At 48.6% G+C, this 22,770-nt stretch carries 20 protein-coding genes, 3 tRNA genes and 1 pseudogene; 8 read left to right on the top strand and 16 right to left on the bottom strand.

The window, feature by feature from the left end; all coding sequences use genetic code 11:
- The 10 genes and pseudogenes from CJO09_RS12110 to cspE form a co-directional block, all read right to left on the bottom strand.
- A pseudogene (locus tag CJO09_RS12110) lies at positions 1–76 on the bottom strand (GTP-binding protein); the annotation flags it as partial.
- A gap of 45 nt (positions 77–121) precedes the next feature.
- Positions 122–196, bottom strand: a tRNA-Thr gene (locus CJO09_RS12105).
- A gap of 51 nt (positions 197–247) precedes the next feature.
- A tRNA-Gly gene (locus CJO09_RS12100) sits at positions 248–321 on the bottom strand.
- A 69-nt stretch (positions 322–390) separates the two neighbouring features.
- Positions 391–477 (bottom strand) — tRNA-Tyr (locus CJO09_RS12095).
- A gap of 63 nt (positions 478–540) precedes the next feature.
- The gene (locus tag CJO09_RS12090) at positions 541–1,554 is read right to left on the bottom strand and encodes an asparaginase (RefSeq protein ID WP_119442558.1); all 1,014 of its coding nucleotides are present in this window, start codon (positions 1,552–1,554) and stop codon (positions 541–543) included.
- Between the two features lie 3 nt (positions 1,555–1,557).
- Positions 1,558–2,478 carry a ParB/RepB/Spo0J family partition protein gene (locus CJO09_RS12085; RefSeq protein WP_119442557.1) on the bottom strand — a complete coding sequence of 307 codons (921 nt, stop codon included), beginning with the start codon at positions 2,476–2,478 and terminating at the stop codon, positions 1,558–1,560.
- 20 nt (positions 2,479–2,498) lie between these two features.
- Positions 2,499–3,320: a ParA family protein gene (locus CJO09_RS12080; RefSeq protein WP_114420177.1), complete on the bottom strand. Its 822-nt coding sequence runs from the start codon at positions 3,318–3,320 to the stop codon at positions 2,499–2,501.
- Positions 3,321–3,329: 9 nt separating this feature from the next.
- Positions 3,330–3,995: a 16S rRNA (guanine(527)-N(7))-methyltransferase RsmG gene (gene rsmG, locus CJO09_RS12075; protein WP_119442556.1), complete on the bottom strand. Its 666-nt coding sequence runs from the start codon at positions 3,993–3,995 to the stop codon at positions 3,330–3,332.
- Complete coding sequence (gene mnmG, locus CJO09_RS12070; protein ID WP_119442555.1) at positions 3,995–5,911, bottom strand: tRNA uridine-5-carboxymethylaminomethyl(34) synthesis enzyme MnmG; 1,917 nt, start codon at positions 5,909–5,911, stop codon at positions 3,995–3,997. The genes rsmG and mnmG overlap by 1 nt, the downstream gene beginning before the upstream one ends.
- 347 nt (positions 5,912–6,258) lie before the next feature.
- Entirely contained in the window at positions 6,259–6,465 is a 207-nt protein-coding gene (cspE, locus tag CJO09_RS12065; RefSeq protein ID WP_114420180.1) for a transcription antiterminator/RNA stability regulator CspE, read from the bottom strand.
- A gap of 301 nt (positions 6,466–6,766) precedes the next feature.
- Here cspE and CJO09_RS12060 point away from each other — a divergent pair, with 301 nt between their 5' ends.
- Positions 6,767–7,945: a methionine aminotransferase gene (locus CJO09_RS12060; RefSeq protein WP_119442554.1), complete on the top strand. Its 1,179-nt coding sequence runs from the start codon at positions 6,767–6,769 to the stop codon at positions 7,943–7,945.
- Between the two features lie 360 nt (positions 7,946–8,305).
- Here the strand turns inward: CJO09_RS12060 and CJO09_RS12055 are convergent, their stop codons facing one another.
- Genes CJO09_RS12055 through CJO09_RS12040 form a run of 4 tightly spaced genes read right to left on the bottom strand, consistent with a single transcriptional unit; the run spans position 8,306 to position 12,412 of the window.
- Positions 8,306–9,358: a metallophosphoesterase gene (locus CJO09_RS12055; protein WP_119442553.1), complete on the bottom strand. Its 1,053-nt coding sequence runs from the start codon at positions 9,356–9,358 to the stop codon at positions 8,306–8,308.
- A gap of 14 nt (positions 9,359–9,372) precedes the next feature.
- On the bottom strand, positions 9,373–9,825 hold the full coding sequence (locus CJO09_RS12050; RefSeq protein ID WP_119442552.1) for a MarR family winged helix-turn-helix transcriptional regulator: 453 nt from the start codon (positions 9,823–9,825) through the stop codon (positions 9,373–9,375).
- Between the two features lie 2 nt (positions 9,826–9,827).
- Entirely contained in the window at positions 9,828–11,621 is a 1,794-nt protein-coding gene (locus CJO09_RS12045; RefSeq protein ID WP_119442551.1) for an acyl-CoA dehydrogenase family protein, read from the bottom strand.
- Positions 11,622–11,626: 5 nt separating this feature from the next.
- Complete coding sequence (locus CJO09_RS12040) at positions 11,627–12,412, bottom strand: crotonase/enoyl-CoA hydratase family protein (protein WP_119442550.1); 786 nt, start codon at positions 12,410–12,412, stop codon at positions 11,627–11,629.
- Between the two features lie 167 nt (positions 12,413–12,579).
- Here CJO09_RS12040 and CJO09_RS12035 point away from each other — a divergent pair, with 167 nt between their 5' ends.
- Together CJO09_RS12035 and CJO09_RS12030 are read left to right on the top strand one after the other, a co-directional pair.
- Positions 12,580–14,475, top strand: a complete 1,896-nt coding sequence (locus tag CJO09_RS12035; protein WP_119442549.1) for a sensor domain-containing diguanylate cyclase — start codon at positions 12,580–12,582, stop codon at positions 14,473–14,475.
- Positions 14,453–15,982 (top strand): PAS domain-containing hybrid sensor histidine kinase/response regulator, encoded by a 1,530-nt coding sequence (locus CJO09_RS12030; protein WP_119442548.1) that lies wholly within the window; start codon positions 14,453–14,455, stop codon positions 15,980–15,982. The genes CJO09_RS12035 and CJO09_RS12030 overlap by 23 nt, the downstream gene beginning before the upstream one ends.
- Here CJO09_RS12030 and CJO09_RS12025 read toward each other — a convergent pair.
- A complete protein-coding gene (locus CJO09_RS12025) occupies positions 15,979–16,539 on the bottom strand; it encodes a hypothetical protein (RefSeq protein WP_119442547.1) in 561 nt (186 codons plus the stop codon). The two genes, CJO09_RS12030 and CJO09_RS12025, sit on opposite strands and share 4 nt — an antisense overlap.
- A 91-nt stretch (positions 16,540–16,630) precedes the next feature.
- Here CJO09_RS12025 and CJO09_RS12020 point away from each other — a divergent pair, with 91 nt between their 5' ends.
- The 5 genes from CJO09_RS12020 (at position 16,631) to doeA (ending at position 21,403) form a co-directional block, all read left to right on the top strand.
- Positions 16,631–16,987 (top strand): winged helix-turn-helix domain-containing protein, encoded by a 357-nt coding sequence (locus CJO09_RS12020; protein WP_114420496.1) that lies wholly within the window; start codon positions 16,631–16,633, stop codon positions 16,985–16,987.
- Between the two features lie 380 nt (positions 16,988–17,367).
- Complete coding sequence (locus CJO09_RS12015) at positions 17,368–18,222, top strand: fumarylacetoacetate hydrolase family protein (RefSeq protein WP_119442546.1); 855 nt, start codon at positions 17,368–17,370, stop codon at positions 18,220–18,222.
- Between the two features lie 38 nt (positions 18,223–18,260).
- Positions 18,261–18,821: a VOC family protein gene (locus CJO09_RS12010; RefSeq protein ID WP_119442545.1), complete on the top strand. Its 561-nt coding sequence runs from the start codon at positions 18,261–18,263 to the stop codon at positions 18,819–18,821.
- 168 nt (positions 18,822–18,989) lie between these two features.
- The gene (gene ectB / locus CJO09_RS12005; protein ID WP_119442544.1) at positions 18,990–20,240 is read left to right on the top strand and encodes a diaminobutyrate--2-oxoglutarate transaminase; all 1,251 of its coding nucleotides are present in this window, start codon (positions 18,990–18,992) and stop codon (positions 20,238–20,240) included.
- Positions 20,237–21,403: an ectoine hydrolase gene (doeA, locus tag CJO09_RS12000; RefSeq protein WP_119442543.1), complete on the top strand. Its 1,167-nt coding sequence runs from the start codon at positions 20,237–20,239 to the stop codon at positions 21,401–21,403. The genes ectB and doeA overlap by 4 nt, the downstream gene beginning before the upstream one ends.
- Here doeA and CJO09_RS11995 read toward each other — a convergent pair.
- Positions 21,400–22,770, bottom strand: a complete 1,371-nt coding sequence (locus CJO09_RS11995; protein ID WP_119442542.1) for an NAD-dependent succinate-semialdehyde dehydrogenase — start codon at positions 22,768–22,770, stop codon at positions 21,400–21,402. The genes doeA and CJO09_RS11995 overlap by 4 nt on opposite strands.

The raw sequence follows: 22,770 nt of genomic DNA, 5'->3' as shown, positions 1-22,770 counted from the left end.
TTTTGCCGTGGTCAACGTGGCCAATCGTGCCCACGTTTACGTGCGGTTTGGTCCGCTCAAATTTTCCTTTTGCCATGGCTGACTCCTGACTCGATAGGACTGCTATTAAATAAAATTTCTATGGTGCCCATGACGCGGATCGAACGCGTGACCTCTCCCTTACCAAGGGAGTGCTCTACCACTGAGCCACATGGGCGGTTATCAAGCTAAAAAAACCCGCTTGATTCAAGCGGATTTGAATTCTTTCTGGAGCGGGTGAAGGGAATCGAACCCTCGTCGTAAGCTTGGAAGGCTTCTGCTCTACCATTGAGCTACACCCGCGAAGGGATTCTCTTCAATTTTGCGCAAGGGCTGGTTTCATCCTGACGCGTCGATTAGCCCCTAAACTCTTGGTGGTGGGAGTTGGATTCGAACCAACGTAGGCGCAAGGCCAACAGATTTACAGTCTGCCCCCTTTAACCACTCGGGCACCCCACCGAAAGAGAATCCCGAATTATGCACGAATTTTTCGCTTCATGCAAGTTTGCTTGCACGCGCTACTTAATGCGTATTGTAAAGTGCCTGAATTTGGGGCGACGGTAACTGCAATGCCAACGCAAGTTGCAGCAGAATCCTGGCTTTGGCGGGGTTTAAGCTTTGAGCCGCCACAAAACCCTGTTGGTCGTCGTCTACTTCAACATTGCGTGCCACATGCCCGAAAGCCAGGCGTGTGCTTCGTACGACCACAATACCTTTGGCGACTTGCGCGGCCAGCAAAGACTCTAATGCACGGCTGATGTTGCCCGAACCCACACCAGCCACCACGATGCCCTGGTGAGGCATAGCCATCCAGTGTTCTAGCATTTCGTCTTGCATTCCCGCATGCACATACAAAATATTTACAGTTGGCAAACTAAACTTATCGTGCAAGTTGAGTTTTCCCGTTTGGATTGCATTGGTAAAGGCCGTATGGGCGGTATGCAATGAACTTAATCCGTTGGCAAAGAAGATGGTTGTGTGACCCCGCTGTGTGCCAACCGGGCCAAACGGAATCGACTGGAACGCATTATCCTGATTCGAGCCTGTTTTTTGAATATAGCGTGCCGAATGAATGGCCGAATTCATCACAACCAAAACACCCAGATTGGCTGCAGCGGTATTGGCCGCCAAATAAAGTGCCGATAACAAGTTTTCAGGGCCGTCGGGCGAAAAGGCGTCGGCAGGTTTCATCGCGCCCGTTAGAACCACCGGTATTTGACCAGGCGTAACAAGATTCAAAAAATACGCCGTTTCTTCCATGGTGTCCGTGCCATGTGTCACCACAATGCCATCGGCCAGGTTTTCATTGCTGATTTTGTTAATGCGGTTGGCCAGTTGATACCAAATGTCGTTGGTGATCGACTGACTTCCCACGTTGGCCAACTGTTCGAAGCTAACCACCATATCTTGCGGACGTGATGGCAAAGAATCCAATAATGCCTCAACGCTAACCTGACCTGCCGCGTACCCGCCACGCGTATCCGCGGTACCGGCGATGGTGCCGCCGGTGGCCAGAATATGAATGCGTTTTGCCATGTATCAGGAGTCGATCGCGTTTGACAGGCCTTGTTGCTCCAATAGCGCGTTCAAATGATCCCAATCGTGGAAATCGATAACGAGCTGCCCTTTATTTTTTTTGCCTACTTTTAAAGCCACTCGAGTTCCCAAGTGATCGGATAAGCTTTCTTCCAGGCGCTTGATATCGCCGGTTTTTGCATTTTGAGTTGCTGTCGGCTTAGGTGCGGTCTCTTCAGTTTCACGCAGCGCTTTGCCAACCAGTTTTTCAGCTTCGCGAACCGACAAACGACGCGTGATAATTTCATTGGCCAACAAAATTTGCTGGGCCGCTTCCACAGCGAGCAAAGCGCGTGCATGACCCATGTCGATATCACCGGCGAGCAACATGGTTTGCACTGGTTCCGTTAAGTTAAGTAGCCTGAGCAGATTACTGGTTGCCGAGCGGGATCGCCCGATAGCCGTGGCGGCCTGCTCATGCGTTAATCCGAAATCATCCAGTAAACGCTTAACACCATGCGCTTCTTCCAGCGGATTCAAATCTTCACGCTGTATATTTTCAATAAGCGCCATAATGGCGGCGTTCTCGTCTTCAACTTCACGCACCAGCACAGGCACTTCTTTCAGACCCGCCAGTTTGGCCGCCCGGTAACGTCGTTCCCCGGCAATAATTTCGTACTGGCCTTTCTTGTTTGCAGCAAGTGCCCGCACCAAAATAGGCTGCATAATGCCTTGCGTGCGAATTGATTCGGCCAGTTCGTTCAACGCCCCTTCATCCATACGGGTACGTGGCTGATATTTGCCCGCAACGAGTTTGTTTAATGGCAAAACTGAAGGATGAGTTTCAATTGCTTCGGCTTTTTTACCCAACTGATTCATTGCATCGGTATCGGCGCCCAGCAGCGCATCAAGACCTCGCCCCAACCCTTTTTTCCTCGTTGCCATAACATCTGTTCCTGTTTGTTTTACGGATTATTTGTTGCGCCTTCCAGGGCGTCTTGTTTGACCCGCTTAATAAGTTCTTTTGCAAATTCAATATAGGCTTTTGCGCCTCTTGAGCTTTTATCGTATACCGTACCCGGCATGCCGTGACTTGGCGCTTCCGCCAAACGCACATTACGCGGAACCACGGTTTTGAATACGCGGTCACCAAAATGGTTTTCTATTTGTGTTGACACTTGCTGCTGAAGCGTAACGCGTGTGTCGAACATAACCCGAAGCAGCCCAATAAGCTGGAGATCAGGATTAATGTTTCTGTGAACACGTTTAACGGTGTTAACCAGGTCAGACAGACCTTCCAAAGCGAAATATTCGCATTGCATTGGAATAATAACGCCCTGCGCGCCGGCTAGCCCATTCAAGGTCAATAAAGACAACGTGGGCGGGCAATCGATTAGTATGAAATCATAATCATTAATGACTTCCGCAATCGCGAACTTAAGTTGCTTTTCGCGTTGTTCCATCTGGACCAGATCGATTTCAGCGCCGGATAACTCCCTATTTGCGGGTAGTACGTCGTATCCCCCGGTTGGCGAAACAACTTTGGCACTGTTAATGTCGGCGTCGCCAATCAAGACGTGGTAAAGGTTCTGTTCAATTTCATTTTTATTGATGCCGCTACCCATTGTGGCGTTGCCTTGCGGATCCAAATCGATAAGCAAAACTTTTTTCTTGTGCATTACCAAGGCTGCAGCAAGATTAATCGCTGTTGTGGTTTTTCCAACCCCGCCTTTCTGATTGGCAATACAAAAAACTTTCGCCAATTCGGTGTTTTGATAAGCACTCATTTATTTTCCTTAACTACGAATCCATACCAGGCAACGTTGCGCGTTCAAATCCGGCACCTCAAGCGTGTCAATGTGCCATATTTTCCAGTCGGTGTGTAGGGTTAAATCCTGGATTTCTTTTTCCGGCGTCAGCCCTTTCATTGCAATGAAGACACCGTGTGCTTTCAAATGCTTTGACGATAACTCAACAAAATCCTGCAAGGACGCAAACGCGCGCGACACGATAACATCTGCGTTCAAATTACTTAGTTGTTCGATACGGCCATGGCATGCTTGTAAATTAGGCAGCTGCAGGGCGCCTCTTAACTGCCGAAGAAATGCGGTTTTCTTTTCGACGGCATCTACACAATAAACCTGCCAATCGGGAAAACATATTGCCAGAACAACACCTGGCAAACCACCACCGGAACCCACATCGACCAGGGTGCCTGGCTCTCCTTTTCTATTTGTATCTAAATATTTCAGAAAAGGGGGAATTAACGCCAGGCTATCAAATATATGGTGGATCAAAACCTGATCAGGCGCGCGTAACGCCGTTAAATTATAGGTTCGATTCCATTTCAATAAGGAATGTACATACTTCAGTAATTGCTCTATTTGCAAATCACTTAAAACAAGGTCAAGTTTTTGTGCTGCATCGGCAATACGATTCCTGTAATCGGTCGCTATTTCCATTAGGCAACTTTCCGGCCATATTGTAAGCGTTTAATGTGAATCAATAATAATGAAATGGCCGCAGGCGTTACACCTGAAACACGCCGGGCCTGGCCTATTGTTTGAGGCCGACTTTGCTTCAGTTTTTGTCTCACTTCTATTGAAAGACTATGAATTGCATCGTAGTTGATTTCGTCTGGTATTAATTGATCTTCCAATTCCGCCTGCTTCTTAACCTCTTCCTGCTGGCGATTTACATAACCGGCATATTTGATTTGTATTTCCACCTGCTCAGAAACATGGGCCTCCTTAACCAGAACACCCGCTAAAGACTCACCTTCGGTATCTTTAAGGTCGGCCAATGTTTCATATTGAACATTGGGGCGTTTCAAAAGATCATGCAAAGAATATTCACGCTCAATTTGTTTTCCCAAAACGCGCTCAGCCGATTCAGAACTCAATTTTTGAGGCTGGACCCAAGTAGACTTCAAACGCGCTACTTCAGCCTCAACAGCGTCGCGCTTTCGGTTAAACGCATCCCACTGCGCATCACCAATAAGACCCATTTGGCGTGCTTGATCTGTTAAACGCATATCGGCGTTATCTTCACGCAGGCTTAGTCGATACTCAGCCCTGGAAGTAAACATGCGGTACGGTTCACTCACACCACGGGTAATGAGGTCGTCAACCAACACTCCCATATACGCTTCATTTCTTTTAGGAAGCCAAGGCTCAAGATCTTTTACAAATCGTGCAGCATTCAACCCGGCAACCAAACCCTGCGCTGCCGCTTCTTCGTAACCTGTGGTCCCATTGATCTGGCCTGCGAAAAACAGCCCGTTAATCGCTTTTGTTTCCAATGAAAATTTTAATTCACGTGGATCGTAGTAATCATATTCAATGGCATACCCAGGCCGCATAATATTGGCGTTCTCAAGACCCGGTAAAGTTCGAATCATGGCCAACTGAATATCGAACGGCAAGCTTGTGGAAACACCATTTGGGTATATTTCTGTTGTGGTAAACCCCTCCGGCTCCAGAAAAATCTGATGGCTCGGCTTATCAGCAAAACGATGAATCTTGTCTTCAATAGATGGGCAATAACGCGGGCCAACACCTTCAATTTGGCCTTGGTCGCTATACATGGGGGAGCGATCCAATCCTGAACGAATAATGTCATGCGTGCGTTCATTCGTATGCGTTATCCAGCAGGGCACCTGTTCTGGATGCATATCCACATTACCCATAAAAGAAAATACAGGTATTGGATCCAAATCGCCGGGTTGTGCAAGTGTTTTGCTGAAATCAACTGTTCTTGCGTCGATGCGTGGCGGTGTACCCGTTTTCAGCCGACCTTGAGGTAATTTTAATTCTTTAAGTCGTTGCGCCAATGAAATAGCAGGCGGATCGCCGGCTCGACCTGCGGAGTAATTATCAAGTCCAACGTGAATCAATCCGTTTAGAAATGTTCCCGCCGTAAGAACAACCGCTCTACCTTTGAACTTCAAACCAATCTTGGTTACGGCACCAACTACTTTCTCACCTTCAATCATTAAGTCTTCAACTGATTGCTGAAAGATCGTGAGGTTTGCCTGATTTTCCAATACCGTTCGAATTGCTTGCCGATACAGCGATCGATCTGCTTGAGCCCGTGTGGCGCGCACGGCCGGCCCTTTTGAGCGATTAAGAATCCTAAATTGGATTCCCGCTTTATCCGTTGCTAAAGCCATGGCGCCACCCATAGCATCAACCTCTTTAACCAAGTGCCCTTTACCGATTCCACCTATGGAAGGGTTACACGACATTTGGCCTAGGGTGTCGATATTATGCGTTAGCAGTAAGGTTTTGGCTCCAGTACGCGCAGAAGCAAGCGCGGCCTCTGTACCAGCATGGCCACCCCCTACAACAATAACGTCAAAGGTATCGGGATAAATCATATGAAAATTCTCGAACGAGATGAATAACTAATTATAACTGGCTGACCTTGTTCCACGTGAAACAAAGAAAGTTGACGTGTAAATTCCGGTTGCTATTTTACGGCTGCTACTTATATTTCACGTGAAACATTTAATCCAACAGTCACAACAGGTTTGTTCCACGTGAAACACTAAAATGAGAAAATACTCTGTGAATAACACACACTGATTTCAAGACATGAAAGCGTACAACGCAATTCTCATGCGGGTTATGATCAAGCAAGCTTGTGGATAACAGTGTGCATAGTTAGTGGAAAGAAAAAAGCCCCAACAAGTGGGGCTTCTTCTTAACAAGTTGCGTGACTTGTTTACAGAGCTCGAATATTAGCAGCCTGAGGACCTTTTGGACCATCATTAACTTCGAACTCAACTTCTTGACCTTCGTTCAGACTGCGATAACCGCGACCTTCGATAGCTGAAAAGTGAGCAAAAACATCGGAACCACCAGCGTCGGGGGTAATAAAACCAAAACCTTTGTCGGCGTTAAACCATTTAACTTTACCGGTTTGAGACATAATAAATTAGCGTCCTAAAAAAACATAAAAAAAACAAAAGAAACAAGGGGCGCTAACACGAATAAAAACCGGAAATGCCAACGGGTTTTTTGCGAAACCCAAAAACACAAAATCGGGCAATACTTATACGACGCTTACGCTCTGCTTGATTTCAAATGCAGCATCAGCATAACCATAGTTGTTATATCTTTCAACTACTTATTAACCCTAGGTTAACGTAACGCAACACTTGTAGACAGCATAAACTACAAACTGAAAAAATTAACCAAATTCAAAACAACTGGAAAAGAGAGCCTGGATAATGACCACGGAAATTCGCTCAAAACTACCATCGGTTGGCACAACCATATTCTCAATAATGAGCCAACTTTCTATCCAAAATAAAGCCATTAATCTGGGGCAAGGATTCCCTGATTTCAATCCGGACAAAAAACTGATCGAGCTCGTTAACCAGGCGATGCTGGAGGGGTATAACCAATATCCGCAACTTGCGGGCTTTCATGATTTACTAATCGCGATCTCGGAAAAAATTGAAAACTTATACGGCCACCGTTATTCGCCGGAAACTGAAATTACGATTACATCGGGCGCCACCGAAGCACTAATGAGTTCAATATTGGCGTTATGCGGAACGGGTGACGAAGTTATTATTATTGAACCTTTTTATGATTTATACCTTCCCGCAGTGCAACTTGCAGGTGCCACTCCCGTTGTAGTTGCAATGGACCCACCAACACACCCAAATGAAAACTACAAAATAAATTGGGAAAAAATACGTGATGCACTTAGCTCAAGAACCAGATTGCTAATTATCAATACTCCCCATAACCCAACCACAATGGTTTTTAAAAACGACGATTTAAATGAACTTGAGTCGATTGTTAATCAATATGGAATAAACATTATTTCAGACGAGGTATACGAACACATTGTGTTTAACGGCAATCCTCATTTAAGTATGTCTTCTCGGCCTGCATTAGCCGAAAAGTCGGTGGTCATTTCCTCTTTTGGAAAAACGTATCACGTGACCGGTTGGAAAATAGGCTATTGCGCAGCACCAAAAGCTTTAATGACAGAAATTCGTAAAGTTCACCAATTTGCTGTTTTCACCGTGAGTACACCCATGCAAGTTGCATTGAGTCGCTTTATGGGTGACGCGAATACTTATGCAAACTTATCTTCGTTCTACGAAGAGAAAAAAGATTATTTATCGAATCAACTAAGAATCAACACACCACTAGCACCTTATTCGTCGGAAGGATCATTTTTCCTTTTGGCGTCTTACGCCGATTATTCAGATTTAAACGAATATGATTTCTGCCATTGGCTAACCACCAAGCATCGTGTTACAGCGATTCCATTGTCTGCTTTTTACTGCAGCCCAACTGCGAACACATCGAACAACAAGCTTATTCGTTTATGTTTTGCAAAGAACACGAATACCTTGGATGAGGCCATTGCACGATTGAAGTGTTTATGACGTTTTCAATGCAGACCGAAGTATAGAGCGAATAAAGTGCTTTGCAAATCACTGTGCCTGGGTGGAAACGGGTTGGGATCTTAATGGTTTTATACACATCTTTTATATATAAAACTTAAATAACTAATGGGTGCCTGTGTATAGTGTGGGAAACTCGAAAATACTTTAATAATCAATAGGTTATTTAAAAATTTAATGGGTATAAACCTTCTTACAACTACCTAACAGTTTCTGCATAATTCTATTGGGCTGTGTAATTGATGTAGTTGTTCAGCTTTCATCCACAGCTCATTCACAATCGTTGTCTCTAGTAGTTATCCACAAGCCTTTTCGACGCAGTTAAATTGTAAAAAAATGAAACTATTTAGTGAAAGCTTCGAAACCATTGTCAAAAACGACTCGATTCTCGGGCCAACGTAATGCGGCTAATCTGAATCTTGAAGTTTCAATAGGCTGATTTGCTTTACGGTCGCGCCAACGTGCACCGACGGAGTAATCAATACAAAACACGTTGTGTCGCTTACCATGCCAGGCAAGGGGGGGGATATTTGAAAATAGGCGGGTGTAGCGCGGTGTGCGAGACGCTTCCTGTTTTTCCAGTAATCGCCAGTAGTGGCCAATGACAACCGGTATGTTGTCGGAATAATTCATCCACCAATTGATACGATCGGAATAGCGCCAACGGCGGCCTGCGAAGAAGGCTTCCTCGCTTCGTTTTTCAACGCCTGACGTTAAGACCTTCAGTGGGTTAAAAGTTTGCTGCATGGCCTCATATTCAGCGATTGCGTCTAAAAATGGCGGGGGGTTGGATTCGTCTTCCAGGCGGTCGGCCCATTTCTCTTTTGCCTCCAGGTAATGTTCGTAAATGCCCTCTGCGTCAGCCTGACGACGTGTGTGTTCTTCCCACTCAAAGTAGTTTTCAACTAATGTTCCCAAAGGGAGTTGGCTGACGGCGTTAATGGCATTTGTGGTCCATGCCGCATGAACAATACGAATATCGTTCCGATAAAGCGCCACGGGTTGTTCAGACAAGAACGCGCGTACACTTTCGCGTTCTGATTCGGGTGTGCGAGCAAACGGCGCATAATTTTCACAATCACGCTCAAATCGTTCGTCAAAAAACCAGCCCGAACCGTCTTTAATATCGTTAACCAGTAAATTCAGTTCGTGGTTGCCCAGAATAAATTGTGCATCGTGATTCTCAACCAGTTCGCGAACACGTTTCACGACACCGGGGCTGTCGGGGCCACGATCAACCAGATCGCCGATAAACACTAGACGGCGGTTATCAGGGTGTGAACCGTTACTTCTATATCCCAGTCGTTCAAGGAGGGCTTCCAGGGCATCGATTTCGCCGTGTATGTCGCCAACGATATCGATTGGCCCGCTATCGAGTGACTTAAGCAAATACATAGACTATGGCGCTTCTAGAGAAATATTTTTTGCAGCAAGCGTAAAAGTTGCTTTTGTTCGTCGTTTGAAAGATTAGGAATACTTTCGTTTTTTTCGAATTGCTGCCTGGCTTTGCCAAACAGAAACTGACCTTTTTCCGTTAGTTCCAGAATTTGTGAGCGTTTATCGTTTGGATTACGTTTTCGCACCAGCAACTGACGTAACTCCATTTTATCGAGAAGCGTTGCGAGGTTGGGCGGGGAGACATTAATTGTGTGGCCAAGCCGCTTTTGGTTAATTTGCGGATTGGCACTAATCAGCGATAGAACAGTGAATTCAACGGGTTTAAGTTGATACCGTATTAAACGTTTTTTAATATCCGGTTCAATCTTCAAATAAGCCTGAAGACAGTTATAGCCAACCTGCTTTAAAAGAAACGACTGTTCTATGGCAGCATCGCTTTCCTGATTGTTTTTTATGTTACTCATGACTACATCAGGCTATCAAGGTAATTCGTTGAATGACCTTGTTGTGAGTGAATTAAATATTGATCTATGACTTGTATTAATTGCCGCGTTTCCGGAAGGATGAAGTCAAAATAGTATTGTGCGGTATCGATTTTCGATCCGTAAAACGCGGGATCCTTTTCTTTCTGTTCATCGGCGATCGTGGCTGCTTTCAGCCATAACCACCCCATTGCAGCATGACCAACCAGGCGCAACATTTCAGGTGCAATTTGATACGGTAAATCAGGCGATTGCCGGCTTGCGTCGGATATCGCCGGAATGAGCGCGCGCAAGTGCTGACATACCTGTGTTAACGCCGCCACGGAGTTTACAAATGCAGGTTGTGTTGTGGTGTTGATTGTTTCCTGAATTCGATCCAGCAAATTAAAAAGGCGTTGGCCGTTATCGGCAAGGATCTTGCGCATGATTAAATCGATTGCCTGAATCTCATTGGTACCTTCGTAAATTTGGGCAATTTTTATGTCGCGCAAGTACTGTTCAATGCCGGTTTCCTGTATGTATCCATGGCCTCCGAAAATTTGTATCGCCTGGCCGGCGGCTTCGAAGCCTTGATCCGTCAGCATGGCTTTAATAATGGGCGTGAGTAACGCTAACTCGCTTTCGAAGTGCGCCTTTATTTGTTCATCGGGATGGTGCTCGGCACCATCAAGAAGCAACGCGCTGTAGTAGGCAAGCATGCGGCCGCCTTCAGCATAGGCTTTCTGTGACATCAGCATGCGCTGTATGGCCGGATGCATCACGATTGGGTCGGCGGGCTCACTGTGACGGTTTTCAGGGCGGGTTGCCGCACGCATTTGAATGCGTTCTTTAGCGTAGGCCAAAGCATTCTGGTAAACCGTTTCCGATACGCCGACGCCATTGATACCCACCAATAAACGGGCCGCATTCATCATTTTGAACATGGCCGCCAACCCTTTATTGGGTTCGCCCACCAGCCATCCCGTCGCTTGTTCAAATTGGATACTGCAGGTTGCACTGCCATGAATACCCATTTTGTGTTCAATACCAGTACAGTGCACCGCGTTGCGTACTTTTGGAACCCCGTTCTCCGGCAGGAATTTGGGTACCAGAAATAAAGAAATACCTTTGCTGCCCGGTGGTGCGTCGGGTAATCGGGCCAAAACCAAATGCACAATATTTTCGGTTAAGTCGTGTTCACCACCGGAAATGAAGATTTTGTTGCCTTCAAGAATATAGTGCCCATTATCGGCGGGCGTTGCCTTGGTGCGAATCAAGCCCAGATCACTGCCGGCTTGCGGTTCCGTTAAGCACATGGTGGCAAGCCATTCGCCGCTGACAATTTTGGGTAAATAGATATCCTTCAATTCATCGTTGGCGTAATGATAAAGACTGGAATACGCGCCGTGTAGAAGCCCGGGAAACATTGACCATGCATGGTTGGTTCCCGTTAACATTTCATATAAAACGGTGTTTAAAGTATGAGGCAAACCTTGCCCGCCGTAGGCGGGATCGCAAGCCAATGCGGGCCAACCGGCTTCCTGAAATTGCCGGTAAGCCTGTTTGAATCCGCTTGGTGTTTTTACATGGCCGTTTTCAAATTGGCAGCCTTCGCGATCACCCACTGCATTGGTGGGAAGGAGTATTTCAGATGCAAAACGCCCGGCTTCTTCAATGACTTGACTCATTAAATCCTGGTCAATTTCTTCAAACTCAGGGTAACGGTTCAATGTTTGTGCAGCATTGAACAGTTCAAACAGTACAAATGAAATGTCTTTCAAAGGGGGGTGGTAATGCATGAGGCTTAGCTCCTTTGAACTTTATTCTTTTTCTGATCCAGAAATTCCGCCAGCAAGCGTCGTGTTGCCGGGTCGGTTTGTGCAACGGCCGCCATTAATGATTCCGTGGCCAGGCCATCTTGAATATTCTGATCGGCAATACGCGGCAACATGTGCATAACGGCGTAGTTGGTCATTTCAGCGTTACTTGCAATACCTTTGGCAAGCTCCATGGCTTTTTCCAACCCCTTGCCTGGTTCGGTTAAATAGGTTGACACGCCAATTTGCTGACCTTCCTCAGCGTTTAGTACACGGCCGGTAAGCATGAGGTCGGTCATGCGGTTGACGCCCATGAGTCGTGAAATACGCACCGAGCCGCCACCGCCCACGAATAACCCCCGTTTCCCTTCGGGCAGGGCGTAAAAAGCAGACGATTCAGCTATACGAATATGTGTGGCGGAAGCCAGCTCAAGCCCCCCGCCGACAACGGCACCATGCATCACCGCAATAACAGGTGCCCGACCAAACTGAATTTGGTTGAAAGCTTCATGCCACATACGTGAATGCAGAACGGATTGGGGTACCGTGTGTTCCCGAACCTCGGACAGATCGAGACCGGCACAGAAATGCTCACCCTCGCCATTCAAAATAATGGCTTTCACGTCTTCCGAAAAGGATTGAAAACATTGATTCAGCTCACTGACCAGATCAAGGTTGATTGCGTTGCGTTTAGCCGGACGCGTTAGGGTAACGAGCGCAATGTTGTCCAGCATTTTGACGGACAGCAAGTTGTATTGTTTTGTAGAAGTCATGTTGGCGTGTCCTGCGATAAGAAAAATAGGATATCAGGTTAATAATTATGAATCATAATATTTATATTTTATAAATAAATTAGGACCAACCCTGAGGAAAAACGGCTATTGCTTTTTCTGCTAGAACAGAATTCAATGGTGATAAGGTTCTCTTACAAATAAATACAATGCCGGGTTGGTCTCAGTTACTGCATAAACCCTATTTGCGACTTAGGTTGCGCCCCATTACCGCGTCTATCGCGGTAATGTTGTTGGGTTTTGCCTTAACGTATCAATTGTGGACTTTTTTTAATACCCAGGCTCGTAACGAGTTGAATCGGCTGTTCTTAATTGAAGCCGACCTGGCGGTAGAACGGTTTTTGCGTCAACTCGACGATTTTGAACAACAACTGGAAGCGATTCGCGCGTTATTTGCTGCGTCGGTTGTGGTGGACCGCGAAGAATTCAACGCGTTTGTTGATACCTTGCATTTGCAGAAAACCAACCCGGGTGTGCGTGCTTCCGGGTATGCCGCTTTCTTTGAAACAGCCGATCAGGCACCCGTTGTTTATATTTTTCCCGCCAGCCCGGAGAATCTGAATGTGATCGGGCGCAACGCGTTTGAAAGTGCGCCGCGCAAACAAACGATGCTTGAAGCCATGAAAACGGGTCACGCAATGTTGTTGGGCCCGTTAAGTTTGTTTCAGGATCACGCTGCGAATAAGGTGTCGAATAGTTATCTGTTCTACATGCCGATATTTCAAAACCTGCTTAGTTATAGCGATAACAACGGTAATCGGCAATTGTTGGGTTGGGCGTATATTGCATTCGATATGCGTGAGAGCATGGCTTCAGTTCTATTGTCGGAGCAAATTAACTTAACTTATGAAATTTTCGACATTACGAACCAAAACAACCCAATTCAAATCTATGGTGCAGCGGGTTCGTCGTACCCAAAAATAGACGAAAGCAAACATGTTCAGGACGCATTTCGTACGGTAGAGGCTTTTGGGCGGATCTGGACCATAAAAACCGTTTCCACCACCGATTTCGAACGCCGATACATGCCCGCCACGCAATGGTGGGTGGCGTTATTTGGGATCACAGCCACGTTATTTCTGGCGGTTTTATCCTGGCTACTTGTTGATCGTACGGGCGCATTGCGCCACATTAAGCGCATTAACCGAAAATTAACCATTAGTGAACAAAAATGGAAGTTTGCGCTTGAAGGCTCGGGCGACGGCATGTGGGATTACGATATTCCAAATCAAACTTTTCGAGTTTCCGCACAATGGAAAGCCCTGTTGGGATATGGGCCCGACGAATTGAGCGTTTCAATTGATGAATGGAAAAGCCGTTTGCATCCCGATGAATATGCACGCGTTACCCAGGCGCTGGACGATTACCTTAATGGGCTTAATCTGCATCACAAGGTGGAACATCGTTTGAAGTGCAAAGATGAAAGCTGGAAATGGTTTATGACACGCGGCATTATCGTTGAACACGATGAAAGCGGGAATCCAAGCAGAATGATTGGCACTATTACCGATATTTCTCATATGAAAGCATCCGAGGAAATTATCTGGCGCCAGGCCAATTTCGATGCGTTAACCGGGCTGCCGAACCGACGCATGTTTTTCGATCGCCTGGAACATGAAATTCGACGAACCGAGCGTTACGGCAATGGCTTTGCACTGGTATTTATCGACCTTGACGAATTCAAGGAAATTAACGATTCATACGGGCATCAGGCCGGCGACCAGGCGCTCATCATCGTAACCGACCGCCTGAAAAGCGCGGTACGGGCCAGTGATACGGTTGCGCGTTTGGGTGGCGACGAATTTACTTTAATATTGGGGGATATTACGCAAGAATCTGATGTGGTAACAGTGTTGCGTAAGGTTTTATCGGTTTTGTTGCAACCCATTGAACTCAAGTCGGCCACTGTCAAAATTTCCGCCAGCATGGGCATCGCATTTTGCCCTGAAGATGCTGACACCTCAGACGATTTATTGAACAAAGCCGATCGCGCCATGTACAACGCCAAGGAAGCCGGAAAAAATGAATGGCGATTCCATCACTGATGTTCGAGGATTTCTGGCGAATTTGCCGGGTATGGTTTACCGCTGTCGCAACGACGCATACTGGACCATGTTGTTTGTAAGTGAAGCGGTTGAGCGGCTAACCGGCTATCGCGCCGAAGAGTTGCTTGGTAACCGAACCGTTGCCTATGCCGACCTGGTTTTTCCTGACGATGTGGCTTTGGTCAACGAAAAGGTGCGGGGAGGTCTCGAAAAAGGAGGCCACTTCAACCTGGAATACCGGATTCGTCGGGCCGACGGTGAAATCAGGTGGGTTTGGGAACAAGGTAATGCGCTCCCCAATCGTAACGGCGATATTTCTTTGCTTGAAGGCTACATAACCGACATCACCAAACGGAAAACTGCTGAATTAAGGCTTTCACAAATGCAGCGTCAGTCGGCGGTGATTCTTCAATCGGTTACCGAAGGTATTCATGGAATTGACCGCGAAGGACGGCTGATGTTCGTGAATGCGGCGGCGTCGCGAATGCTGGGTTATGCCAGTGAAGAGATGCTGGGTAAGCAATCTCATGCTCTGGTGCACCATCATCGAAAAAACGGTGCACTTTACCCTATTACAGAATGCCCGGTATTCAAGACGTTGCGCGATGGCCGTGTGCGGCGCGTGGACGAAGATTATTTTTTTCGCAAAGATGGAAGCGCGTTTGCCGTGGAGTATGTCGTTTCCCCCACGGTCGATTTCAGCGGTACGGTTACCGGCGCGGTGGTCAGTTTCAGTGATATTACCCAGCGCCTGGGGCTTGAAGAGCAGCTATTGCAAGCGCAACGCATGGATGCCCTGGGCCAACTGACAGGCGGCATTGCGCACGATTTCAACAATTTATTAACCGTTATTTTGGGCAATGCCGAACTGCTGGAAGAAAACCTGGCCGACGACGACGACAAAAAGCCGTTGGCCGGTATGGTGGTTAAAGCGGCTCAACGCGGCGCTGACTTAACCCAGGCCTTATTGGCGTTTGCCCGTAAACAACCTTTAGAGCCCAAAGTTATTGATATCAATGAACTGCTCGGGCAGATCAAGCCGTTTCTGCAACGGGCACTGGGTGAGCAAATTTTGGTTGATTTGAATTGTGATGACACGTTGTACCGCATACATGTCGACCCCGTACAACTTGAAAGTGCTTTATTGAATTTGGCCATTAACGCGCGTGACGCCATGAACGGCAGTGGCCGGTTATTAATTCGTACTGAAAACCACTGGCTCAGCGTGTCGGAAGCCCAGGAGTTGGAGGTGTCTAAAGGGGCTTATGTTGAAATCTCGGTTTCAGATTCCGGGCGGGGTATTGAGCCCGAACTGCTTGAGCGTGTGTTTGAACCCTTTTTCACTACCAAAGAAAGGGGAAAAGGCACGGGGTTGGGGTTAGCCATGGTGTATGGTTTTGTGCGCCAATCGGGAGGTCAGGTTCGCATTCGCTCAATTGTGAATAAAGGTACAACAGTTCGTTTATTTCTGCCTGCGCTTATTGGCCTGGGCCGGGCCGTAAGCTAGTTTCGTTTTGGCTTTAATGCTGATTTTCGTAGCACTGCCAGCAAAATCTTTACAAAATATAACAAAAGTATTGCACCGACGAAATCGCCGGTTACCATCACTAAAAGGCTTTGCCATGATGCGTCGGCATGGCCGTAGAATGCGAACCAAATGTGATGAAGAAAGGCGCTGGTAATGGCAAAAAGGAAGCAGCATTGTACGAGCAGTTTCGGTGTTAAGTTGGTTAGCGACCCACTTAGGTTATGCCGGTTATTTAATGATAAATAAACGAGATAAGGCGAAAAAGCCGACAAAAAGCTAACAATTACGGTATATACTGGGTCGGGATGAACAGCGTAATAAGAGCCTGCCAGCCATGATCCAAGCCCAATGCCAATGGCGCCGGGTGTACGAAATAACAGTACGCACAACAAGCGGGCCCCGGCCGGCAAGTACACCCAGTTTACGCCTGCAATCCACTCAAATTGGTTGAACAGCCAACCATTAACCTGTAACAAAAACAGGAAAAGTACGCTTGAAAGCGCGATCATGAATAGCTGTAATACTATTTGTGACATTTAAATTATTGTCCTACAAATAGGCGCTTGCTAAGATCAGCCGCGTTCATAGCAAGATTTATGACTAACGAATTATCTAATGGCATTTCAAATGAAAGATAAAACTCGCCCCGCTGACATTTACCTGCGTTTTCTTCAGTTAGCCGAATCACTGCGTGGCTTGCCGTCGTTACCTGCGCTTGATCCCCTGGAAGAGCGTATTTTGAGCTTGGTGGCCTTTGCAACCAAAGAGGCCAGCCGGTTGTCGGTGCGCGACATGATGGCGTATTCCGAACTGGGTTCACCTGCAACCATACATAATCGTTTGAAATCGATGCGGGCCAAGGGTTGGATTATGCTGACCGATACAGAAGATTCCCGCCGCAAACAAATTACACTGACCCAGGCAGCACTGCTTCATTTCGACAAGCTGTCGAAATGCCTTGTGCAGGCGGCAAAAGAACACTAGTTGAACGTTAACTGGTTTAACATTAAATACAAAAGAAGGAAACCACCAAGTTTCCAGTTAACGCTGAAATGTTATTTTTAACAGCAGCATTATAAACCGGGCATTCGGTAGGCATCATAACAATTAGAAATGTGTTTAGTCGCACACGGCTTGCTACAACAGTAGTTAGCCGGTCTGAATGCCCCGCGCTCAGACGTCCTTTGCAGTGACGTCCTCGTTCGTATTGAAGTCTCATCATGCTTGGGCCAAGGCCCTCCCTCCATAATGTGTTTCATGTCATTCGTCCTACCGTCTGGTTATACGGAATAGGGGTATTCCATCATGCACATTTTTTGCTATAGTGCAGTAAAATCACTTTATGCATAAAAAAGGGGCTGACAATGAAATATGTTTCTTACGTTAAGGCAGGAAAACCGGGCTTCGGTGCGGTTGTTAATGATAACAAAGTTGTTGATTTAACAGACAAAATCGCTGGAGTGGGTAGTTTGGCGGAATTGGTCGGCAGCGAGAAATCATTAGCAGAAGCAAAAGCCTATGTTGCGAACCAAACACCGGAATTTGGTCTTGATGCCGTCACGCTGGAGCCGGTTATTCCCCAACCCAGCAAAATTATTTGCATTGGCATTAACTATGTGGCGCATGCTGCGGAAGCGGGGCGCAAAGTGGGCGATTATCCAGTTGTTTTTCATCGTTTCGCCGATACTCTGCAAGCTGCAAACGCGCCGCTCATTCGCCCCACTGCATCGCACGATTTCGACTTTGAAGCCGAACTTGCGGTTGTAATCGGTAAAGGCGGTGCCAATATTAAGCCGGAAGATGCCATGTCGCATGTGGCCGGTTACACCTGCTTCAACGACGGCAGCCTGCGCGATTGGCAATTTCACACCCACCAATACGGCATGGGCAAGAACTTCCGTAAAACAGGCGGCCTGGGGCCATGGATGGTCACCGCCGACGAGGTCGACGACTACCGGAAAATGGAAATTAAAGGTGTGCTGAACGGCGAAGTCATGCAGGAAGGCAAGTTGTCGGAGCTGGCTTTCGATATCCCCTATTTGATCTCATACGTGTCCAAAGCGCTCGATTGGAACCCCGGCGATATTCTGGCCACTGGTACCCCCAGCGGCGTGGGCTTTAAACGCAAGCCCCCTGTGTTCCTGAAACCCGGCGACACCTTTGAAGTGGTGATCTCACAAGTAGGAACCTTGTCGAACACCGTTGCCGACGAAGCGTAAGAACGTACGGAACATATTCAATTCTCTGTGAGGCGGTTATGAATCATTCCCCCATTCTGCACTTTACCCACGCAGGCATCCATTGTGTCGATCTCGACTTAATGGTGGATTTTTACTGCAATAAGCTGGGTCTGGTTATTATTGATGAAGGGGTGGCATCAACCGGGCACCGCCTCTATTTCTTATCGCAAGATCCGGAAATTCATCACCAGATCGTGTTGTTCGACGGCAAGCCCGATAACCTGCCGTTCAACCCGGTGAACCAGTTGTCTTTTCTGGTGAAATCACTTGCCGACTTGCGTGCCTACTATCACTTTGCTCAAAAGGCGGGTATTCAGAATATCGGTCAGGTCGATCACGGCAACGCGTGGTCTATTTACTTCAAAGACCCGGAAAGCAACCCAATTGAAGTGTATGTCGATAGCCCTTTCTATTCGGCGCAGCCTTGCAAAGAACCGTTAGATCTGGATACAAGCGACGAAGAAATTATTGCGCGCACCGAGAAAATGGCGCGTAATCGGCCGGGGTTTCAAACGCGTGCGCAATGGATTGAATCCACGCGAAAAAGGATCGCCGAGAAACGCGCTTTAAAGCCTTGAAAACGTCAGCAGCATCAATGTTGTAACGAAGGCGCGAACCACTCGCGCCTTCGTGTTATTCGGCGTAATGCGGGCCTAACAGGCTTAAGTAACAGAATGACACAATAGGATTGCGGTACCATCGTCATTGGAAAGCAGTAACTCACTTGAACAAAAAGGAGAGTTTCAATGAACGTATTTGAACGCCTCGAATCCAATGTCCGAGCCTACTGCCGTGCCTATCCGGCCGTATTCGACAAAGCATCGAATGCGCGCCAATGGGATGAAAACGGTGTTGAATTTATCGATTTTTTCGCCGGCGCGGGTGTGCTGAATTATGGCCACAATAATGAACGCCAACGCCAGGCGATTATCGATTACATGCAGGCCGACGGCGTCACCCATAGCCTTGACTTGCACACCACTGCGAAACGTACTTTTATTGAACGTTTCGAAGACATCATTCTTAAACCACGCAACCTGGAATACAAACTTCAGTTCACCGGCCCTACCGGCACCAATGTGGTTGAAGCCGCTCTGAAACTTGCGCGCAAGGTCACCGGCCGTTCAACTGTCGCGGCGTTCACAAACGGCTTTCACGGGATGACGCTGGGCGCCCTGGCCGTGACCGGTAACGCGCATTACCGTAACGTCAGCGGCGTTGCATTAAATGATGTGCTGCGCCTGCCTTTCGAAGGGTATGCCGGCACGGGCGTGGGTTCCCTGGACATGATTCGCCAAACCCTGGCCGACTCTTCCAGTGGCGTTGAGGCGCCGGCCGCTTTTCTGGTTGAAACCGTTCAGGCCGAAGGTGGCGTGAACGTTGCCGGCAAAGAGTGGTTGCAGGCGCTGCAGGCCTTGGCCAAGGAATACGGCGCGCTGTTCATCATTGACGACATTCAATTGGGTAATGGTCGCACCGGGCACTTTTTCAGCTGGGAAGACATGGGCCTGGATCCCGACCTGGTGTGTCTGGCCAAGGGCATAGGTGGTTTCGGCACGCCCATGGGCTTGCTCCTGATTCGTCCTGAGCTTGATCAGTGGTCGCCGGGCGATCACACCGGCACCTTCCGTGGGCAGAACCTGTCGTTCGTGGCCGGCAGTGAGGCGCTGGCCTATTATGAAAACGACGACTTTCTGAAATCGGTGCAGGAAAAAGGTCGTTATATGGAAGAGCGCCTGAACAATATTGTTGCGAACCATAAGAAACTGAATTTCGAAGTGCGTGGCCGCGGCATGATGCAAGGCCTCGATACACACAGCCCTGCCATCGCGAAAAAAATCATGGCGGCGGCTGCGAAACAGCGCGTTATTGTAGGTGCGTGCGGCACCGATGGCCGCGTCATCAAGGCGTGCCCGCCCCTAACCATCGAGCAAGAAACGCTCGAGCGCGGGCTGGATCTGTTGGAGGCGGCAGTAAATGAAGGGGTGACGCAATGAGGGATCACGACGGGCTAACCTTTTCCCTGAAAGAATATGAACGTCGCCTGACTGAACTGCGCCAGCGAATGCAAGAGCGCTTGCTGGACGCAGTGATTATCTCCGACCCGGAAAACCTGGCTTATTTAACCGGCCATCAAACCACCGGTTATTCATTTTTCCAGGCGCTGTTGGTGCCGATCGACCGCGAGCCGGTTTCGATTACGCGTCATTTGGAAACCTCCAACATCGAGTACCGTACCTGGGTCGAAGACGCCCGCTATTACAGTGACACCGGCGACGCCATACAGATGTTGTACGACGTGATTCGGGAAATGGGTCTGATCGGCAAGAATGTGGGCCATGAGCGTAATAGTTATTTCTTTCCGGCCTATCAGCAAGACCGTTTGCACACCATGTTTTCCAACGGTAACTTGCAAGACTGTTTCGGCATTGTGGAAGAAGGCCGTATCTGCAAGTCAGACGACGAAATCGAGGTCATGAAAAAAGCCGCGAAGGCCACCGAAGCGGGGATGAAGGCGGCATACGAAGCCGTGGCCGAAGGGGCAACGGAAAATGAAATCGCCGCCGCAGCCTGCTCCGCCATGTTCAGCGCTGGGGGTGAGTACCCGGCGGTACTGCCCTACGTTACGTCGGGTCCGCGCACCATGATTGGCCATGCTACCTGGGAAGGGCGCACGGTACAGGCTAATGAACATGTATTTCTGGAAATGGCGGGTTGTTATCGCCGCTACCATACGGCCATGATGCGTACCGTGGTGCTGGGTGAGCTAAGCCATTCCATGTACAAAGCCCAAGAGCGCATGAAAACTGCGCTGATTGAAGTTGAACACCTCATTCGCCCCGGCGTGACCGTGTCTGATGTAGACAAGTTGGTGCGTAACATTATTTCCGACAACGATGTGGGTGCCCAGCTGGTGACACGCGCCGGTTATTCCATTGGTATTGCTTTTGCCCCGTCGTGGGATGAAGGCTACATGCTAAGTTTGAAGCAAGGTTCGCAAGAGGTGCTTAAGCCCGGCATGACCATTCATATCATTCCCTGGATGTACGGTGTTGACGGCGATAAAACCTGTGGCATTTCCGACACCATTCGCGTGACCGAAAAAGGGTGTGAGTCCTTTTTCGATCTTGACCGCGATTTTGTGGTGAAGCCGAATTAGCCGCGTTTCGGGCCTAACCATACCTGCTGGGCGTTCACGAATTCGTGAATGCCCAGCATACCCAATTCGCGGCCATAGCCCGACTTCTTGATACCGCCGGAGGGCAGTCGCGGATCGGTTTTTACAATTCCGTTAATGGCGACCTGGCCGGCTTCGAATCGTGGGGCCAGTGCCTCGCCCCGCTCTGCCGTCGTCCAGACGGCGGCCGCCAAGCCATATTGCGTGGCGTTGGCCACTGCTATGGCGTCGTCAGCGTCTTTAACCGGCGTTAATGCCGCAACCGGGCCGAAGGTTTCTTCGGTAAAAGCCGCCGCATCGCGCGGTACGTCGGTTAACAGCGTAACGGGATAAAAGCTACCCGGCTTGTTTGGTATTTCGCCACCCAGCAGGCAACGTGCGCCCGCCTTGATGGAGTCTTCAACCTGACGGTGCAGCTGATCGCGCAAATCGGCCCGCGCCATGGGGCCGATATCGGTGTCGGGTTGGGTGGGATCACCTACTTTCATACCTTCAAGTCGCTTGCGAAATTTTTCCACGACTTCAGGGTAAACCGACTCTTCCACCAAAATGCGTTTGGCGGCAATACACGACTGGCCCGCACAAATAAAGCGTGACAAGGCAACCGTGTCTACGGCTTGATCGAGATCGGCGTCGGCCAGGATCACGGCCGGGTCGGAGCCGCCCAGTTCCAGCACCGCCGGTTTAATTTCGCCTGCGGCCAGGGCGGCAACCTGCTTGCCTCCGCCGGTAGACCCCGTAAACGAGACCGCGGCAGTTCTGGGGTCGCGAATCAGTGCGCCGGCCGTGTCGTTGTCGACGACCAGGGTTTGCAATACACCCTCCGGAACGCCCGCCTTGCGAAACGCTTCTTCAATGGCGTCGGCACAGCCCGGCACATGTGAGTCGTGTTTGATAATGACGGTATTGCCGGCCATGAGGGCCGGCGCGAAAACGCGTGCGGCCAGCCAGTAAGGGGAATTCCACGGCAGAATGCCCAGCACGGTACCCAGCGGCAGATACTGTACCCAGCTGCGCGTGGCGTCGGACTCGATGGTTTGGGGGGCCAGATAGGTTTGCGCGTGTTCGGCATAGTGCTCCGCAGCCCAGGCCGTTTTTTCCACTTCTCCATCGGCCTCTTTCACGGGTTTGCCCATTTCTTCGGTCATGAGCGATGAATGAAGGACTTTGTCTTCGCGCAATTGCCTGGCCACGGCTTTCAGGTGCGCGCCGCGTTGTTCAAAACTGAGTTCACGCCAGTGGGTGAAGGCTTGGGCCGCGGCGTTGAGCTTGCGCTCTACCACTTCGGAAGTGTCCCAGGCGCGTTCCTTGATGATCTTTCCGGTTGCAGGATTGACGATTTCCGGCAT

It is taken from the genome of Neopusillimonas maritima (genome assembly GCF_003576595.1).
Classification (GTDB): domain Bacteria; phylum Pseudomonadota; class Gammaproteobacteria; order Burkholderiales; family Burkholderiaceae_B; genus Neopusillimonas; species Neopusillimonas maritima.
This window is presented reverse-complemented; position numbering and strand designations above follow the sequence as displayed.

Excerpts from the sequence above, each read along its gene's own strand:
- CJO09_RS12090 (WP_119442558.1), bottom strand. The coding sequence starts at position 1,554 with ATGGCAAAACGCATTCATATTCTGGCCACCGGCGGCACCATCGCCGGT.
- CJO09_RS12085 (WP_119442557.1), bottom strand. The coding sequence starts at position 2,478 with ATGGCAACGAGGAAAAAAGGGTTGGGGCGAGGTCTTGATGCGCTGCTG.
- CJO09_RS12080 (WP_114420177.1), bottom strand. The coding sequence starts at position 3,320 with ATGAGTGCTTATCAAAACACCGAATTGGCGAAAGTTTTTTGTATTGCC.
- rsmG (WP_119442556.1), bottom strand. The coding sequence starts at position 3,995 with ATGGAAATAGCGACCGATTACAGGAATCGTATTGCCGATGCAGCACAA.
- mnmG (WP_119442555.1), bottom strand. The coding sequence starts at position 5,911 with ATGATTTATCCCGATACCTTTGACGTTATTGTTGTAGGGGGTGGCCAT.
- cspE (WP_114420180.1), bottom strand. The coding sequence starts at position 6,465 with ATGTCTCAAACCGGTAAAGTTAAATGGTTTAACGCCGACAAAGGTTTT.
- CJO09_RS12060 (WP_119442554.1), top strand. The coding sequence starts at position 6,767 with ATGACCACGGAAATTCGCTCAAAACTACCATCGGTTGGCACAACCATA.
- CJO09_RS12055 (WP_119442553.1), bottom strand. The coding sequence starts at position 9,358 with ATGTATTTGCTTAAGTCACTCGATAGCGGGCCAATCGATATCGTTGGC.
- CJO09_RS12050 (WP_119442552.1), bottom strand. The coding sequence starts at position 9,825 with ATGAGTAACATAAAAAACAATCAGGAAAGCGATGCTGCCATAGAACAG.
- CJO09_RS12045 (WP_119442551.1), bottom strand. The coding sequence starts at position 11,621 with ATGCATTACCACCCCCCTTTGAAAGACATTTCATTTGTACTGTTTGAA.
- CJO09_RS12040 (WP_119442550.1), bottom strand. The coding sequence starts at position 12,412 with ATGACTTCTACAAAACAATACAACTTGCTGTCCGTCAAAATGCTGGAC.
- CJO09_RS12035 (WP_119442549.1), top strand. The coding sequence starts at position 12,580 with ATGCCGGGTTGGTCTCAGTTACTGCATAAACCCTATTTGCGACTTAGG.
- CJO09_RS12030 (WP_119442548.1), top strand. The coding sequence starts at position 14,453 with ATGAATGGCGATTCCATCACTGATGTTCGAGGATTTCTGGCGAATTTG.
- CJO09_RS12025 (WP_119442547.1), bottom strand. The coding sequence starts at position 16,539 with ATGTCACAAATAGTATTACAGCTATTCATGATCGCGCTTTCAAGCGTA.
- CJO09_RS12020 (WP_114420496.1), top strand. The coding sequence starts at position 16,631 with ATGAAAGATAAAACTCGCCCCGCTGACATTTACCTGCGTTTTCTTCAG.
- CJO09_RS12015 (WP_119442546.1), top strand. The coding sequence starts at position 17,368 with ATGAAATATGTTTCTTACGTTAAGGCAGGAAAACCGGGCTTCGGTGCG.
- CJO09_RS12010 (WP_119442545.1), top strand. The coding sequence starts at position 18,261 with ATGAATCATTCCCCCATTCTGCACTTTACCCACGCAGGCATCCATTGT.
- ectB (WP_119442544.1), top strand. The coding sequence starts at position 18,990 with ATGAACGTATTTGAACGCCTCGAATCCAATGTCCGAGCCTACTGCCGT.
- doeA (WP_119442543.1), top strand. The coding sequence starts at position 20,237 with ATGAGGGATCACGACGGGCTAACCTTTTCCCTGAAAGAATATGAACGT.
- CJO09_RS11995 (WP_119442542.1), bottom strand. The coding sequence starts at position 22,770 with ATGCCGGAAATCGTCAATCCTGCAACCGGAAAGATCATCAAGGAACGC.